This is a genomic window from Bradyrhizobium sp. TM239, assembly GCF_036247985.1.
Lineage (GTDB): Bacteria > Pseudomonadota > Alphaproteobacteria > Rhizobiales > Xanthobacteraceae > Bradyrhizobium > Bradyrhizobium ottawaense.
In genome coordinates this window covers 71,075-86,663 of the sequence record NZ_BTIR01000009.1, presented here as the reverse complement: position 1 = coordinate 86,663, position 15,589 = coordinate 71,075, and the positions used below count along the sequence as shown (strand labels likewise).

At 64.9% G+C, this 15,589-nt stretch carries 19 protein-coding genes; 8 read left to right on the top strand and 11 right to left on the bottom strand.

Going from position 1 to position 15,589, the window contains the following annotated elements; genetic code table 11:
• Positions 1–30 precede the first annotated feature (30 nt).
• A complete protein-coding gene (locus AABA84_RS17195) occupies positions 31–1,032 on the bottom strand; it encodes a hypothetical protein (RefSeq protein ID WP_212252823.1) in 1,002 nt (333 codons plus the stop codon).
• Positions 1,033–1,138: 106 nt separating this feature from the next.
• A complete protein-coding gene (recA, locus tag AABA84_RS17190) occupies positions 1,139–2,227 on the bottom strand; it encodes a recombinase RecA (RefSeq protein WP_063195387.1) in 1,089 nt (362 codons plus the stop codon).
• 425 nt (positions 2,228–2,652) lie between these two features.
• On the opposite strand from recA, the gene AABA84_RS17185 reads away from it, so the two are divergent.
• Entirely contained in the window at positions 2,653–2,856 is a 204-nt protein-coding gene (locus AABA84_RS17185) for a hypothetical protein (RefSeq protein ID WP_212252825.1), read from the top strand.
• A gap of 155 nt (positions 2,857–3,011) precedes the next feature.
• The gene (locus AABA84_RS17180; protein WP_212252827.1) at positions 3,012–3,179 is read left to right on the top strand and encodes a hypothetical protein; all 168 of its coding nucleotides are present in this window, start codon (positions 3,012–3,014) and stop codon (positions 3,177–3,179) included.
• 620 nt (positions 3,180–3,799) lie between these two features.
• Here the strand turns inward: AABA84_RS17180 and AABA84_RS17175 are convergent.
• Complete coding sequence (locus AABA84_RS17175; RefSeq protein ID WP_212252829.1) at positions 3,800–4,108, bottom strand: DUF2798 domain-containing protein; 309 nt, start codon at positions 4,106–4,108, stop codon at positions 3,800–3,802.
• 323 nt (positions 4,109–4,431) lie between these two features.
• On the opposite strand from AABA84_RS17175, the gene AABA84_RS17170 reads away from it, so the two are divergent.
• Both AABA84_RS17170 and AABA84_RS17165 read left to right on the top strand, forming a co-directional pair.
• Complete coding sequence (locus tag AABA84_RS17170; RefSeq protein WP_212252831.1) at positions 4,432–4,629, top strand: hypothetical protein; 198 nt, start codon at positions 4,432–4,434, stop codon at positions 4,627–4,629.
• A 167-nt stretch (positions 4,630–4,796) separates the two neighbouring features.
• Positions 4,797–5,030, top strand: coding sequence for a DUF6894 family protein (locus AABA84_RS17165; RefSeq protein WP_212252833.1), 234 nt, complete (start codon positions 4,797–4,799; stop codon positions 5,028–5,030).
• Between the two features lie 82 nt (positions 5,031–5,112).
• Here the strand turns inward: AABA84_RS17165 and AABA84_RS17160 are convergent, their stop codons facing one another.
• Together AABA84_RS17160 and AABA84_RS17155 are read right to left on the bottom strand one after the other, a co-directional pair.
• Entirely contained in the window at positions 5,113–5,367 is a 255-nt protein-coding gene (locus AABA84_RS17160) for a hypothetical protein (protein WP_095425257.1), read from the bottom strand.
• Between the two features lie 151 nt (positions 5,368–5,518).
• Complete coding sequence (locus tag AABA84_RS17155) at positions 5,519–5,815, bottom strand: hypothetical protein (protein WP_091965475.1); 297 nt, start codon at positions 5,813–5,815, stop codon at positions 5,519–5,521.
• A gap of 366 nt (positions 5,816–6,181) precedes the next feature.
• Between AABA84_RS17155 and AABA84_RS17150 the strand changes: the two genes are divergently transcribed.
• The gene (locus AABA84_RS17150; RefSeq protein WP_338306506.1) at positions 6,182–6,646 is read left to right on the top strand and encodes a PaaI family thioesterase; all 465 of its coding nucleotides are present in this window, start codon (positions 6,182–6,184) and stop codon (positions 6,644–6,646) included.
• A 124-nt stretch (positions 6,647–6,770) separates the two neighbouring features.
• Here the strand turns inward: AABA84_RS17150 and AABA84_RS17145 are convergent, their stop codons facing one another.
• Entirely contained in the window at positions 6,771–7,064 is a 294-nt protein-coding gene (locus AABA84_RS17145; RefSeq protein ID WP_026201704.1) for an HdeA family protein, read from the bottom strand.
• Positions 7,065–7,246: 182 nt separating this feature from the next.
• Between AABA84_RS17145 and AABA84_RS17140 the strand changes: the two genes are divergently transcribed.
• A complete protein-coding gene (locus tag AABA84_RS17140; protein WP_212252839.1) occupies positions 7,247–7,489 on the top strand; it encodes a PilZ domain-containing protein in 243 nt (80 codons plus the stop codon).
• Between the two features lie 44 nt (positions 7,490–7,533).
• Here AABA84_RS17140 and AABA84_RS17135 read toward each other — a convergent pair whose 3' ends face one another.
• Positions 7,534–9,570, bottom strand: a complete 2,037-nt coding sequence (locus AABA84_RS17135) for a pyrroloquinoline quinone-dependent dehydrogenase (RefSeq protein WP_338312574.1) — start codon at positions 9,568–9,570, stop codon at positions 7,534–7,536.
• 13 nt (positions 9,571–9,583) lie between these two features.
• The gene (locus AABA84_RS17130) at positions 9,584–9,808 is read right to left on the bottom strand and encodes a hypothetical protein (RefSeq protein WP_212252841.1); all 225 of its coding nucleotides are present in this window, start codon (positions 9,806–9,808) and stop codon (positions 9,584–9,586) included.
• A 164-nt stretch (positions 9,809–9,972) separates the two neighbouring features.
• On the opposite strand from AABA84_RS17130, the gene AABA84_RS17125 reads away from it, so the two are divergent.
• Positions 9,973–10,377: a hypothetical protein gene (locus AABA84_RS17125; protein ID WP_212252843.1), complete on the top strand. Its 405-nt coding sequence runs from the start codon at positions 9,973–9,975 to the stop codon at positions 10,375–10,377.
• 99 nt (positions 10,378–10,476) lie between these two features.
• The gene (locus AABA84_RS17120) at positions 10,477–10,812 is read left to right on the top strand and encodes a hypothetical protein (protein WP_212252845.1); all 336 of its coding nucleotides are present in this window, start codon (positions 10,477–10,479) and stop codon (positions 10,810–10,812) included.
• A 78-nt stretch (positions 10,813–10,890) separates the two neighbouring features.
• Here AABA84_RS17120 and AABA84_RS17115 read toward each other — a convergent pair whose 3' ends face one another.
• Genes AABA84_RS17115 through AABA84_RS17105 form a run of 3 tightly spaced genes read right to left on the bottom strand, consistent with a single transcriptional unit; the run spans position 10,891 to position 15,501 of the window.
• Entirely contained in the window at positions 10,891–11,247 is a 357-nt protein-coding gene (locus tag AABA84_RS17115) for a carboxymuconolactone decarboxylase family protein (RefSeq protein WP_212252847.1), read from the bottom strand.
• A gap of 10 nt (positions 11,248–11,257) precedes the next feature.
• The gene (locus tag AABA84_RS17110; protein ID WP_338312573.1) at positions 11,258–14,482 is read right to left on the bottom strand and encodes an efflux RND transporter permease subunit; all 3,225 of its coding nucleotides are present in this window, start codon (positions 14,480–14,482) and stop codon (positions 11,258–11,260) included.
• A complete protein-coding gene (locus AABA84_RS17105) occupies positions 14,479–15,501 on the bottom strand; it encodes an efflux RND transporter periplasmic adaptor subunit (protein ID WP_246550995.1) in 1,023 nt (340 codons plus the stop codon). Before AABA84_RS17105 ends, AABA84_RS17110 begins: the two co-directional genes overlap by 4 nt.
• Positions 15,502–15,589 lie beyond the last annotated feature (88 nt).

Genomic DNA, 15,589 nt, shown 5'->3' with positions numbered 1-15,589 from the left:
CGCGCCTTTGCCCACCATACGGCTGCTGACTTAAGGCGCAATCAACAATCGACTTTCGCGATCCCAACGCCATAGCTGCTCATTGGTCAGCAGCGTACCGCCCAACCAGCGCCGAATCGGATTGTGACGGCGAAAATCCTGCCGACCATCCAGAACCGCTTTGCCCAACTCCGTCAGCGACAGCCGGCTCCGGCGAAAGGCGGCGTTGCGACCGCGCGCGTTGTCCGGATCGAGTGTCGCCAGCTTGCCGTCCAGACCCGCAATCGCTGGCGCAGGGCCGAATGCGAGCCCTTCAAGCAGCGCGCCCAATTCCCACTGATCGAACACGCGTGTTCCCAGCGCGCCCGGCCGAAACAGCTCATCGGTACGATTGTGTCCGCCTGCAACCCGCTCGAGAAGCCGCGTCTCGGTCGCCCCCAGTCCCGTCGCCGGCGACGGCAGTTCTGCGAGCAGGTCTTCCATGGCCGGCTTCAGGAAAGACAGCTTGCCGAGCGGCCTGTCGAGCAGCCCGGCGCAAAGCTCGGGTGTCGGTGCGCGGTAGGCCTCCCATGCGAGGGTCGCGCCTTCAAGATCGCTTTCCGCGATATCGAACTGCTTCACGTCACGATGGCGAAGCTCTGAGGGATCTGCTCCGCGCAGATCGAAATCGACGAGTCGTAGTCTCAGACTCTCAGTAAGTGACGGCTTGAAGCGCAGGTAATCAAGGATCCAGATCAACTGCAATTGACTATTGGGTTCAGGATCGAACCACAGTTCGATGAGATCGACCCCGTAAGTTTCGCAGATCCAGAGCAACGCACCGGCTCGATCCTGGCGCCTGATGAGGGGCGACTGACGCAGGGGGACGCAATCCGACCAGTGCATTTGGTCGACCCACGTCCTGGACTCCCGCCAGCCGAGATAGCGGATGAGGTGGTCAGCCGTCGGAAGTGGCCCCGAAACAAAGCGATAGATGAACGGGATGACCATGTCAGCGCGATCGGCATAGGTGAGACCGGCGCCGGACGAACTGGTCAGAATCATCCGTTTCATCGTCGGCGCACCCCACCCTTACGCAAAACGAAACGGGCACTGACGACGTCGGCAACTCAACGTCATCAGCGCCCGCTCCTCGCGAAAACTCTCTTCGCGTTAGGTCTTACTCCTCCGCCGGCTCCTCGCCGTCGGCGTCGCGCTCCGGCGTGCCGGCGAGAATCTGCTCGGCGATCAGGCCGGAGTTCTGGCGGATCGAGGTCTCGATCTTGGCGGTGATGTCGGGATTGGCCTTCAGGAACGCTTTCGAGTTCTCGCGGCCCTGGCCGAGACGCTGGCTGTCATAGGAGAACCAGGCGCCTGATTTCTCGACGATGCCGGCCTTGACGCCGAGATCGAGGATCTCGCCCATCTTGGAAACGCCCTCGCCGTACATGATGTCGAACTCGACCTGCTTGAAGGGCGGCGCCAGCTTGTTCTTGACGACCTTGACGCGGGTGGTGTTGCCGACCACTTCGTCGCGCTCCTTGATCGCGCCGATGCGGCGGATGTCGAGGCGGACGGAGGCATAGAATTTCAGCGCGTTGCCGCCGGTGGTGGTTTCCGGCGAGCCGTACATCACACCGATCTTCATGCGGATCTGGTTGATGAAGATCACCATGGTGTTGGACTTGTTGATGGAGGCCGTCAGCTTGCGCAGCGCCTGGCTCATCAGACGGGCCTGCAGGCCCGGCAGCGCATCGCCCATCTCGCCCTCGAGCTCGGCCTTCGGCACCAGCGCCGCGACCGAATCGACCACCAGAACGTCCACCGCACCCGAGCGCACCAGCGTGTCGCAGATTTCCAGCGCCTGCTCGCCGGTGTCGGGCTGCGAGATCAGGAGCTCGTCGATATTGACGCCCAGCTTCCTCGCATAGACCGGATCGAGCGCGTGCTCGGCGTCGATGAAGGCGCAGATGCCGCCCTTCTTCTGCGCTTCCGCCACCGTATGCAGCGCCAGCGTGGTCTTGCCCGAGGATTCCGGCCCGTAGATTTCCACGACGCGCCCCTTCGGCAGGCCGCCGATGCCGAGCGCAATGTCGAGCCCGAGCGACCCGGAGGACACCGCCTCGACATCCATCGATCGATCGTTCTTGCCGAGCTTCATCACCGAGCCCTTGCCGAACTGGCGCTCGATCTGGGAGAGCGCGGCGGCCAGAGCTTTACTCTTGTCCATGGAAGATCCTTCGACGATACGCAGGGCAGTGGCGGACATTGGGTCGTGCTCCTTATGGCGAGGATTCGCTAGGGGGACAAACGATTGGCGAGGCGGCTCGGCGATAAAACCAATGTACCCCATTTGTTCTAGGTTCGCAATATGTTCTTTTTGCCTGGCGCTAGGGATTCTCGAACAGGGACGAACCGGCCTTTATCGGATAACGGAGATCGGACGCGCCGCCTTGGAAGCCGAACTCGACCGCGAATGAGGCCCTCTTGGTCGGCGGCCTCTTTTCATTCCCGCCGCTTGCCCGCCGGCGATTCTCTCTACTTCCGCCTCCCCAATTCGCCTTGTGCGCACAACTGAACAGACGCCGATCCGTGAACCGGCCTTAATCGTTCGTCACCGCACAACCGTGGCCACAATCGGTGACGAGAACACCGATTGTGCTCCCGCCTTCCTCGCACGGAAAGGAGCGCGCCATGCTCAAGAGACGACGTTTCAAGCAGCAGTTGACCCTTCAAGATCGGCTGTCCGCATGGGTGAAGCAGGTCCAGGAACAGGCCTTGAGGCTTCCGCCCGGGCCCGAGCGGGACGCCCTGCTCAAGAAGGCTCGCCAGGCCGACGTCGCCAATCATCTGCTGCACGACTGGGCCATATCCTCCGGGCTGCAACCGCCGAAATAGCAGGGCTGCCGCAACCTCTTTCCCGGGCCGGAGCTGACGCGTATCAAAGACGCCGCCGCCGGGCGCCGTCAGAATTCCGTAATCTTACGGCATCGAACCTTTTCGCGGTCTTGGGCCTTCTCCAGGATGAGACCGCAACTCTGGGGACCTCAGTCATGACGGAAAACACGCAGCGCGACGCGATCAGGCGCAAACCTCTGCTGGAGGCGGCGCATGAGGAGATGATGAAGTTCGAGCGCCAGGAAAACGAGTTCCGCAAGAAGGACCGCGACGAGCGCGCCGCCGAGCTCCAGCTTCCCCTGAACAAGATCGAGATTCACTGAAGGCCGGCGACACGCCGGCGAGGCGGCTGACGGCGTCCCGACGATCTGGCGGCAGAGGTGGCCGCCCGGAGCGGTCGCCAGGTCACCCGCAAGGAGTCGGCATCGCAGCTCGGGGCGAGGCGCACGGCCCACAGGGCGGGTCGCGCGCAATGAAGTATCTAAACTCTACTCTTAAGCCACTGAGAAGACATCTGAATTTCCATGCCGCCTACTGTGCATGGGGTTGTTTTCCCAATTTTGAGAATGCGGCATGCCTCGTGTCCCTGAACCTGGCAGGGCACGGCTGCCGCCCGCGCGCCGGTCGCTACAGCAGCGCCAGCAGCACGAGGCCGATCACCAGCACCACGAAGCCAGCCGCTGTCGCGGCGGCAAATGACCGCTCTACGTTATCCATGATGCCACCCCGTGGTCGGCGCGCCACGTTTCCCCCATGGCTGCGCCGAACGGTGTGAAATCTTGCCGACGGGTGTGTCCGCAGTTGTGCGAACGGATGTCGAAATTGGGACGGGTGCGGGGCCAGTCTGCGGCCCCGGCGTTGGGCCCGGAAATCTGCCGCCTGTCAGGCTGCCGTAAGCGGGGCCGGCTAGGATGATGAGGCTATGGTGTTGCAGCCCAGCACCTCAGCCTCCAATAACTCTCTGCCCCGCCTGGCTCTCCCCAGGCGGGGCTTTTTCATGCCTGCCGGCGGTTCGCGGATCCCTCTCCTCCCGCGTCAGGAGCAACGAGAAGGCGCGGATCGCGGGCGCGGCCAGCAGCACGATCGGCAGCATCGCGGCCCATGCGATCAGCCACGACACCATCCAGTGCCCGACGAAGCTCATCGCGCCGCCCGCAGGCAAGCTGGCGATCCCCGCCGCGATCAGCGAGGTCAGTCCGGACTGGATGATGCCGAAGACGAAATGACTGTAGCGGCGGGGAATGCCGAGCATGACGGGCCCACGTTGTTTTTGCTGTCGTCAGATCAAGCAAGGCACATGCCGCTTGCATGGGATCCCGCAACCGTGGCCGGAACCGCGCAAGCGCGTGCAGCTCAGGAACTCTGTTCATGGTCGGAGAACCACGGGTATGCGACAGCCTCACTGTCTCACGGACGGGCGTCTTTCGAACGCCGGCTTCGGTTGTTTCGGGGCACGCGCGCTTTCGAGATATCCCCGAATTATCCGGGGCTTACCGACAGAATTTGCTTGTCTCTGGAATATTACGACGCCCAACATGTTTGCAGTCATGGAGAGTGAATCGTGGGGAGGTCACCATGAATCACAGGGGCATCGAGTTCACTGTCGCCAAGACGGCGATCCCTGGAATCTGGCAGTGGCAGTTCCGCATCGGCGAGCAGGTCAAGACCGGCAAGACCGAGACGAAAATCGACCTGTTGGCGATCCGGCGCGTGCAGCTGCGCATCGACCGGGAGCTGAAGCGATCGGCCGGGCGGCCTGAGCCGACCGGATGAAGGTCGGCATCGGATGGCGCCTTGTGCGCCCGCAGCGCCACGGCTGGCGGTTGCGGCGGAACATCATCCGTAGCCGCCCGGAATTGATCTGACGGTGGTTTGGGATTGGACTGCGCGCGCCCATGGCCCTGGGGGCGAGGCCATCACGCGCGCGATCGGTGCCAGCTATGCCGTTGTATTTCTTTCGAATCCGGAACGGCCGTTATTCGGGCTGCGCGGACCAGGCGACGGAATTCGTCGATCGCGATTCGGCCTGGAAAGAGATGACCAATGTCTGCGCCGACATGACCGCCGGCATTGCCCGCAAGCTCCAGGAAAATTCCGAATGGCACATGGAGCTGCTGGACGAGACCAAGGAGCCCGTGTTCCGGATCCGCATCGTTGCCGAAACCCTCGATTAGCAAGACCGCTGGATCAAGCTTTAGGTTGTTGTTTGAGCATGATCTTTTCGGAAAACCGCTTCGCACTTTTCCGGATCATGCTCTAGTCGGCGCTGGGCAGCCGCCGCATGGTGAATTCGATGTCGCCGCCGGGCAGCTCGCGCCAGCTCTCGACAACGCTCATATAGCCGGCCTTGGGGTAGCGCGCGAAGAAGGCCTGCGCCCTTTCCCGCGCCGCCGCGCGCGGCAGCGTGAACGTCTCGCGCAGGTAGCCGTCGCGGACCGTTTGGCCCGGCTTGCCGGCGATCTTGCGCCGGCGCGCCATCCGCTCGGCGAGATCCCGCGGACGGTCGGCCATGTCCTCCTCCTCTACGCACTACGCTCGGCCCAATGTAGGGCGTGAGCCGGGTGAAGAGGAGTCCCGTCCGAAAAGCGTTGCACCGCCTCCCGAACGGAGCTGCGGTCAGTTGGCAGCCGTGCCGCTCTTCAGTTGGCGGCCGTGCCGCTCGTCAGTTGGCGGCCGTGCCGCTCTTGGATTTCTTCGGCGCGCTGGTTGCGGCCGAGGCCTTCGGCGCCGCCGGCTGCTTCGGCGGGTCGGCGCGCATGCCGCCCCAGGGATCGTTGGACGTCTTGGAATCCGGGATCTTCTTCAGCGTTTCCTTGTAGGCCTTGTCACGCTCGGCTTCCGCGGCCTTCTCCTCGGGGGTCTTGCTCGGGGCGTCCTGCAGCAAATTCAGATTGGGCATTTGCGCATAGGCAGGTCCCGCCAGCACGGCCAGCACCGCGGCCAAACGGAAAAGCTTCATCGTCTACTCCTTGATCATCCATACAGGCACGGATCGCCCGCGCCTGGTCATCCCTTGTCGCGGCCGGTCGCGACCGCCGGGGCCCGCTAGAGCCGATCTGATTTGCACGATTTCGGCGCATGCAGCCAGTCGTCCCAGATCGGACCGCATTTGGTGCACCCGCTCAGCGCTAGGCCGAGCGCGGCCATGCAAAAGACGAGGACACACCGACGCAACATCGTCCACCCCTACCCAACCGAGCCATCATATCGGCCCAAGTCAGGCATTTTCAAGCCGGCGGGACCGGCGCCAGACCGGGTGACTTTGCCGCGCCGATGCGCGCACAATGGGGCGAAACATCCGGCAATACAGGAGAGCGCGACAGCAATGCAAATGCAGCCAGACGCCGAATTCGGCCTGCCCGACGCCAGACGCATCCTCGGCGAGGTTTTTGCCCCCTGGGTCCAGGATCTCAACCTCGCCGTCGAGCGCCTCGAGCACGCGCAGCCGGCGGATGTGCCCGACTGGCAGCCGGGCGCGCTGCTGCGCATGCCGTTCTCGGAGCGGCTGTGCCGGAACGGCGGCGTGGTCTGCGGGCAGGCCCTGATGGCGCTCGCCGACACCGCGATGGTGATCGCGATCCTGGCTGCCAATCGCGGCTACCGCCCGATGACCACGGTCGACCAGACCACGCATTTCATGCGCGCGGTGTCCTCGTCGGACGTGCTGGCGGACGCCCGCGTGGTGCGGCTCGGGCGCACCATGAGCTTTGGCCGCGTCACGCTGCTCTCGGCCGCCGACAACAAGCCGGTCGCGATGGTGTCGAGCGCGTTCGCGATGCTGCCGGGCTGAGCGGCATCTCAAGAGAAGAGAGCCGCGTGAGCGCAAAGCGCACCGCGACTCTCCATTGCGTTCTCGTCGAAGCGAGCGACCGAAGCACGATTGCATCCGCGCTTCAGTCGGCAAGCTTCAAAGATTACTTGCCGAGCACTTCGTCGGCTGCGGTGACGATGCTGGCGGTCGGATTCTTTCCGCAATAGGCACCGAACTTCTTGGCGTTCTCGATGAACACGTCGGTGTCGATGATCGCGTTGTCCTCGTCGCCCTTGTACCAGCCGTCCATCCAGGTCAGCACGACCTGGATATTGTCTTCGCCGCTCTCGAGGAACTGCTTGCAGCTCATGGTCGAGAGGTCCCACTTGACGGCGTGGGCGGGCATCGACGACAGCGAGAACGCGGCGGCGAGCAAAATCGAAAGCGTGGTCTTCATCAGTATCTCCATTGGCGCGTAGCGCCACAAAAGAAAAGCGTGTGAGGAAAGTCGGCGGAGAGACTCTCCGCGTCGACGTCGTAAACGAAGTCTGAAGCGCTGTGCAAGTAGCGCCAGTATTGAGTTTAGTTCAACGTAATTTCTATGCACTACTTCACGATCATCATGATGGACCAACGCGGATGATCGAGAAGCGTGCAGCGCAGCGGCACCGTGTTTTCAAGGGTGGAACGATCACCTTTGAAAACAGCGGCATCCCCTGCACCGTGCGAAACATGTCGGCGGGCGGCGCGGCGATCGACCTCGACACCCCCGTCACATTGCCGCAATCGTTCACGCTATCGATCGCGCGCGACGATTTCGTGCGGAATTGTCGCACAGTTTGGCGCAGTGACAAGCGCGTCGGCCTCGCCTTCGTGCAATAGCGCGCTCGATGTGAACGAACGTTCGCATCGCATCCACAACACGATTATGATTGTGTGATACGACGACGGCGACGCCAGCGCAGGCTTGCGATCACGAGCGCGGCGATCGCGATTCCGATCGCCGCGGATGCCCCGAAAAATCGTCCACCGGGACGATCGATGGTGCGCGACCACAATGTCGGCGCCTCGCCCGGCCGCGCCAGGCGGAACGCAACCACGCTGTCGCCGATCGAGGTGCCAGCTTCGGAGTGGCCGCCGGCGCCGATCGCGACATATTGCTCGCCCCTCCACAGATAGGTCATGGGATTGGCGACGCCGGGCACCGGCAGCCGTCCCTGCCACAACTCCTTGCCGCTTCGCGCATCGAAGGCACGCAGATAAGCATCCATCGCGCCGGTGAAGACGAGACCGCCCGCCGTGACCGCCAGTCCGTTGACGAGAGGCGCGCCCCAGGGCAGCGGCGCGCCGAGCGGCGCCAGATCTTCGGTGGTGCCGACCGTCGAGCGCCAGAGGATCTTGCCGGCCTTCAGATCGACCGCAACCATCTCGCCCCAGGGCGGCTTGTTGCAGAGCAGACCGAGCGGCGACATCATCACCGCGCGCGACATCGCAAACGGCGCGCCGCGCTGCTGGCCGAAATCATGCCCCGGCGGCGGGTTGTACCCGGCGGCCTCGGCGCGCGGGATCAGCCTGATGAGATGAACGGCGCGCCCGGTGTTGGCATAGAGAATCTGCCGGACCGGATCGAAGGCCGCGCTGCCCCAGTTCACGCCCCCGCCGGTGAAGGGAAACTCCAGCGTGCCCCGCACGGAAGGCGGCGTGAACAGACCTTCGTTGCGCGCCTCCGTGAACTGGCGCTCGCAGGACGAGCGGCGCAGCTCCGGCAACGGCGAGAGCGCGTCGTCGGTCGAGATCGTCTGTGACGTCAGCGCCGGCACATGCGTCGGAAACGGCTGCGTCGGCGACAACGTCTCCCCTTCCGCGCCGCCCTGCGGCACCGCGCGTTCTTCCACCGGCCAGACCGGCTTGCCGGTATCGCGGTCGAGCACGAAGACAAAACCCTGCTTGGTCGGCTGGATCACGACGTCGCGCTGGCCGTCAGCCGCTTCGAGGCGCGCGAGCGTCGGCTGCGCCGCCAGATCGTAATCCCAGACGTCGTGATGCACGGTCTGGAACGCCCATGCGAGCTCGCCGGTCTCGATGCGCAGCGCGACCACCGAATTGGCATGCTCGTTGTTGCCAGGCCGCTTGCCGCCCCAGAAATCCGGCGACGGCGAGGACGTCGGCAGGAACACCAGGCCGCGCGCCGCGTCGACCGACATTGGCGCCCAGACATTGGCGTGCCCGGCTTCGATGCCGTCACGCTTGAGCGGCTCGAAGCTCCAGCGCGCCCGGCCGCTGCGCGCGTCGAACGCACGCACGACGCCGCTCGGCGCATCGACGCGTCGGTTGTCGGAGATCGAGGAGCCGACCACGACGACACCCCGGCAGACGGCGGGCGGCGAGGTGATCTGGAATTCACCGGGCCATTCCAGGGCAACACCAATATCGAGCTTCACCTCGCCGCCATTGCCGAAACCGGCACAGGGAATTCCCGTCTTCGCGTCCAGCGCGATCAGGCGAACGTCGTTCGTGCCCATGAAGATGCGCGATCGACAGGCGGCATCCGCGGGCGCCTCATCGTCGGTCCAGTGGGTGACGCCGCGGCAGACGTAACGATTGGCGGGACGCTGATTGGTCGCGATCTTCGGATCGTAGCGCCATTTCTGCGCGCCCGTGCCGGGATCGAGTGCAATCACCTCGTTGAAGGGCGAGCAGAAGATCAGGCTATCCTCAACGAACAGCGGCGTTGCCTGGAATTTGGTTCGCCGCATCACCTCCGGCGGGCGCACCGCAAGATCGCCGGTGCGGAATTCGAAGGCCCGAACCAGATTGCCGACATTGTCGGGCGTGATCTGTTGCAGTGGCGAGAAGCGCGAGCCGCCGGCATCGCCGCCCCAACTCTCCCAGGCCGCGCTTGGCCGCACTGCAATCAGCAGCAGCGCAACGAGCCCGATCGGAATTCGCCGGCCGGTCCGCAACGTTTCCCTCGCTCTATTTCGGCTTCTTGGCGGGTTCGCTCGGACGAGCCCCGCCCCACGGGTCGTACTTGTCCTTGGGCTCGGGAATACGCTCGAGCGCAGCCTTGTAGGCTTTCTCGTCGACCTTGGGCTTGTTGTCCGCCGGTTTGGATGCGTCATTGGATGGCCGCCGGCCCTGCGCCTGCGCCGAGGCGACCGTCAGTGCCATGACCGCGGCCGCGATGACCAAAATCCTCATTGGTGCAATCCCCCTCGTCTGGGGTACAAACTTAGCCTGCAATTCCGGAATATGAAATGCCGCGAGCTCCCAGGCTTCCATAAGACTTCAGCAAATCTTGATCGCCGGGGACTTCGCCGGATCGCATTCCTGCCTATCTGTTGGCCCGCAGGGGACCTTCACGGATGTTGCGGATCATTGCTCATGCGGCGCTGCTCGCCGCCGCGCTCGCGCTCGGCGGCTGCGGCATTGCCGACAGCCGCGCGCCAGTGCCGGAATTCATGCGCATGAAGGAAACCGAGCAGCCGCCGCCCGAAGCGCCTCCCGACGTCAAGCGCCTGGTGCGCGAGCAGATCGACGTCGTCTTCCTCGCCACCTCCTATCCGCGCGAGGTGCACGTCGCTTCACCCCATCGGGAGGTGCGCGGGCCGGGCTGGACCGCCTGCGTCCGCGCCCAGCTCACCTCCGCGACCGGGACCTCGCTCGGCGCCCAGACCTACATCGTGACGATATCAGGCGGAAAGGTGGTCGACCGCCGGCGCGCGGAAGCCGACGATATCTGCGGAACGGAGACCTACGAGCCGATCTAGGACCGCAAAGACGGTGGTTCCGGGAAAAACCAGCATTAGAGCCGGGAACGATCGCCGCCTCCCCTTCTTGTTACCGGCAAGGGCAGTTCGGAGGAGGACATGATGAAGACATTTACGATTGCGCTGTTGGCGGGCGTCGGCGCTCTGGCAGCCGTCTCGGGCGCGAAGGCTTCCGATATCTACACGAGCAGCGAGTACACCAATCCGGATCTGGTTCAGCAGGTTCGGCTTGTCTGCGACGACGCCGGCCGCTGCTATCGCACGCGCGGCGGCTCGCGCGTGATCGTGCGCGATTCCTACAATTCCATGCCGCGCGAACGCTACTATGAGCGGCGGACGTATCATCGCGACTGGGATGACGGGCCGCGCGGCGGCGTCGGCATTCGCGCGCCCGGCGTCAGCGTCGGCGTCGGCGTGGGCGACGACCGCTGGTAATGACCGCAAGGTAAGGCAAAAGGACCGGACGACGATCGTCGCCCGGTCCTTTTCGTGTCAGGCAGCCGACGGCGCCGCTCAGCCGGAAGCGGTTTGCTGCTGGAACTGCTCGTAGGCCGCGATCGCGTCCGCCGCATACATCAGCGACGGCCCGCCGCCCATATACACGGCCATGCCGAGCGTCTCCTCGATCTCTTCGCGGGTCGCACCGAGCTTGACGAGCGCCTCGGCGTGAAAGCCGATGCAGCCATCGCAATGCGCGGCGACGCCGAGCGCCAGCGCCATCAGCTCCTTGGTCTTCTTGTCCAGCGCGCCGTCCCGCGTGGCGGCCTGGGCGAGTGCGGAAAATCCCTTCATCGTATCGGGAATGTCGCTTCGCAGCTTCTTCAGATTGGCCGAGATGTTCCTGGTGATGTCGACATAGTTCTTGTCCATTGGACCCTCGTTAGCTGGATTTGGCTGTGGTCGGCGCCGCCTCGCGCGGGGCGCGCAAGGCGATATAGATCGCGGGAATCACCAGCACGGTGAGCAGCGTTGATGAGGCAAGCCCGAACAGGAGCGAGATCGCCAATCCCTGAAAGATCGGATCGAGCAGGATGGTCGCGGCCCCGATCATGGCGGCGAGCGCGGTGAGCAGGATCGGCTTGAAGCGGACCGCGCCGGCCTCCAGCACCACCTCGCGAAGCGACTTGCCGTCTGCGCCGCTGTGCCGGATGAAATCGACCAGCAGGATCGAATTGCGCACGATGATGCCGGCCAGCGCGATGAAGCCGATCATCGAGGTCGCGGTGAACGGCGCCCCCAGCAGCCAGTGCCCGATCAGGATGCCGATCAGCGTCAGCGGGATCGGCGTCAGGATGACGAGCGGCAGACGAAAACTCCTGAACTGGGCGACGACCAGCACGTAGATGCCGAGGATGGCTGCACCGAAGGCGGCACCCATGTCGCGGAAGGTCACCCAGGTGATCTCCCATTCGCCGTCCCACAGCAGCGTGGGCCGCGACTCGTCCGCCGGTTGGCCGTGCAGGCTGATCGCGGGCTTCGGCAGCTTGCCCCAGTCATGGGCCTCCACGCGATCGGCAACCGCGAGCATGCCGTAAAGCGGCGCCTCGAACCGTCCGGCGAGCTCGGCCATCACCATGTCGGCGAAGCGGCCGTCGCGGCGGAAGATCGTCGGCGAGCCCTGCTCCATGGTCGCCTTCACGACCTGACCGAGCTCGACCACCGTCTTGCTGCCGGGCAACGTGTTGGCCGGCACTGGCGTCGAGGCCAGAGCCTCGTCCCAGACCAGATCGCGCTTTCCGAGATGCACTGCGATCTCGATCGGGTTGCGGTCCTCGCCGCGATGCGAATAGCCGATCGAGATGCCGCCGAACAGCGCCTGGATGGTGTCGTAGACGTCGCGCTGCTCGACGCCGAAGAACTCGAGCCGGTCCTGGTCGATCGAGAGCCGCAGCCGCGGCCGCTTCTCGCCGATGGAATCGTCGACGTCGACGATGAACGGCACTTCCGCGAACACCTTCTTCAGCTCGGCCGTGACCGCACGGCGCGTGGTCGCATCGGGACCGTAGACCTCGGCGAGCAGCGTCGACAGCACCGGCGGCCCGGGCGGCACCTCGACGACCTTGATGCTGGTGCCGGCGGGCGGATCGAGCGCCTTCAGCTTCTCGCGCAGCTCGAGCGCGATCTCATGGCTTGCGCGCTTGCGCTCGCCGCGCGCGGTCAGGTTGACCTGTACCTCGCCGAGCTCGGGCCTCTGGCGCAAGTAATAATGCCGCACAAGGCCGTTGAAATTGAAGGGAGCGGGCGTGCCGGCGTAGGATTGCAGCGAGGTGACCTCCGGCAATTGCCGCGCGATCTCGGCCGCGCCGAACAGCGTGCGCTCGGTCGCTTCCAGGCTCGCTCCTTCCGGAAGGTCGACAACCACGGCGATTTCGGACTTGTTGTCGAACGGCAGCAGCTTGACCGTCACCGACTTGGTTGCAAACAGCGTCATCGACAGCAGGGTTGCGATGCCGACGCCGAGCAGGAATATCCAGGCCGACCGCTTGCTCCGCACGATCGGCGTGGCGAAGCGCCGGTAGAGCCGGCCGAGCCGGCCTTCGTCGTGCGCCGCATGCGCGGAGGCAACCTCGCCCTTCGGCGCGAGCTTGAGCATCAGCCAGGGCGCGACCACCATCGCGACGAAGAACGAGAACAGCATGGCGGCCGACGCGTTGGCCGGGATCGGCGCCATATAGGGGCCCATCAGGCCCGACACGAACAGCATCGGCAACAGCGCCGCGACCACGGTCAAGGTCGCCACGATGGTGGGATTGCCGACCTCCGCCACCGCCTCGATGGTCGCCTGCAGGCGCGGCCGGCCGTCGCGCATGCCCCAATGCCGCGCGATGTTCTCGACGACGACGATGGCGTCGTCGACGAGAATGCCGATGGAGAAGATCAGCGCGAACAGGCTGACGCGGTTGATGGTGTAGCCCATCAAATTGGCGGCGAACATCGTGAGCAGGATCGTCGTGGGAATCACGACGAAGGTCACCAGCGCCTCGCGCCAGCCAATCGCGATCGCGATCAGGACGACGATCGAGACGGTCGCGAGGCCCAGGTGGAACAAGAGCTCGTTGGCCTTCTCGTTGGCGGTCTCGCCGTAGTCGCGCGTCACCGTCACCTGGATATCTTCGGGGATCAGGCGCGACTTCAAGCCTTCGAGGCGTTTGGCGATGTTCTCGGAGACTACGACCGCGTTCGCACCGGCCCGCTTGGCCAGCGCCAGGCTGACGGCAGGCGTCCGCGCCCACTGCCCACCGGCCTCGCGCGAATCCGTCCAGACCCGATGCTCGACAGTGCTCGGCCCGACGACGACGGAAGCGACGTCCTTGACATAGACCGGCCGGCCGTCACGGCTCGTGATCAGCAATAGTCCGATGTCGGGAATGCCGGACAGCGTCTGCCCCGCCACGACGCTCCGCACGATGCCGGCATCGCGGACCTGCCCGGCCAGGAACGAGCGGTTGGCGTCCTTCACCTTGGCCACGAGCTGCTGCAGCGTGATCCCGAACAGCGACAGCTTCTCCGGATCGGGCTCGACCCGGCTCTGTTGCGCCGCGCCGCCGGAGATGTAGGTCAGGCCGATGTCATCGACCTTCATCAGCTCCGCGCGCAGCTTGTCGGCGAGCTCGTAGATGTCCTTGTCGGTCCAACGGCTGGCGGCTTCCGGCTTCGGCGACAGCGTGAGCACCGTCACCGCGACGTCGTTGATGCCCCGGCCGACGATCAGCGGCTCCGGGATGCCGACGGGAATGCGGTCGAGATTGGCGCGGATCTTCTCGTGCACCCTGAGGATGGCATCCTCGAACTTGGTGCCGACCAGGAACCGCGCGGTGACCATCACGCGGTCGTCCTCGGTCTGGCTATAGACGTGCTCGACGCCGTCGATGCCCTTGACGATCGATTCCAGCGGCTTGCTCACCAGCTCCACCGCGTCGGGCGCGCGCAGGCCGTCGGCATTGACGCGGATGTCCACCATGGGAACGCTGATCTGCGGCTCCTCCTCGCGCGGGATCACCACGACCGCGATCAGCCCCACGACGAGCGCTCCGATCAGGAACAGCGGCGTCAGCGGCGATGCGATGGTCGACCGGGTCAACCGTCCTGACAGACCGAGATTCACGGCCGCACCAATTGGTCACCGGCCTGGATACCCGACAGGATCTCGAGCCCGTCGGGGAGCGAAGGCGTCGGCATGTCGCGGCCGCGCTGCACGGGCACGTCGATCGTCTCGTTGCCTTTCCGGAGCTGGACGTAGTCGATTCCGAACCGCGTCGTCACATAGCTGGACGGAATGACGAAGGCCGGCCGCGCGCCGCCGGCGATCCAGACCCGCAAGCGATCGCCGACGAAATATTCGCCGAGCCCCTCGACGGTCGCGTCCGCAATGACGCGCCCCTCCTCGATCTGGGGATAGACGAGGTCGATCACGCCCCGTTTCGAAGCTTCTCCCCCCAGCTCCGCGCCATCGACGCGGACCCTGTCGCCGGCCTTCAAGGAGCGCGCGTGGCGCTCCGGCACGCGCAGCCGCAACTTGAAATTCTGCTCGGCGACCGTCACGATCGGGTCGCCGGCGAGCACGACGGACCCCAGGGTGATCAGCCGCTTCAACACGCGCCCGTCCGCGGGCGCGAGCACCTGTCCCTGGTTGAGCTGCTCGTTGATGACGGCACGCTCCGCAGTCCTGGCGCGCAGGCCGTTGTCGGCGACGTTGAGCGCCGTGCGCTGTTCGTCGAGCTTGACGCGCGGCAGGATGCCGCGCTCGACCAGTCCTTCGGTCCGGGTGAAGTCGAGCTGCGCCTGCCTGGCCTGGGCCTGCAGCGCCTCGATCTGCGCATCGAGCGATTTCATCTGCAGGACCAGCTTCTCGTCGCCGATCGCCGCGATGACCTGGCCTGCGGTGACGCGATCGCCTTCCCGCACCTTGAGCTGAACTACGGTCCCGCCGATGCGGCCGCGTGCGGGAACCACGCTGATGCTTTCGACGGTCGCGAAGACGGCCTTCTCGTCGCTGACCGTCTGCTGCGCAACGGTCAGCGTTCCCGCGGCGGCAGCGGACCCCGCCGGTACTCCGATCACCGCCCACGCGGCCAGAAGCCCCAGGCGCGCCAGATATTGCAAAGGACACATTCGTGTCGTCATCGGTTCATCACACCGCGCCGCGGTGCCCTCTCATTTCATCGACATCGGGCGAAGGCGCGTTGATCTCGCGCAAGGCGCGCCCTCCCGC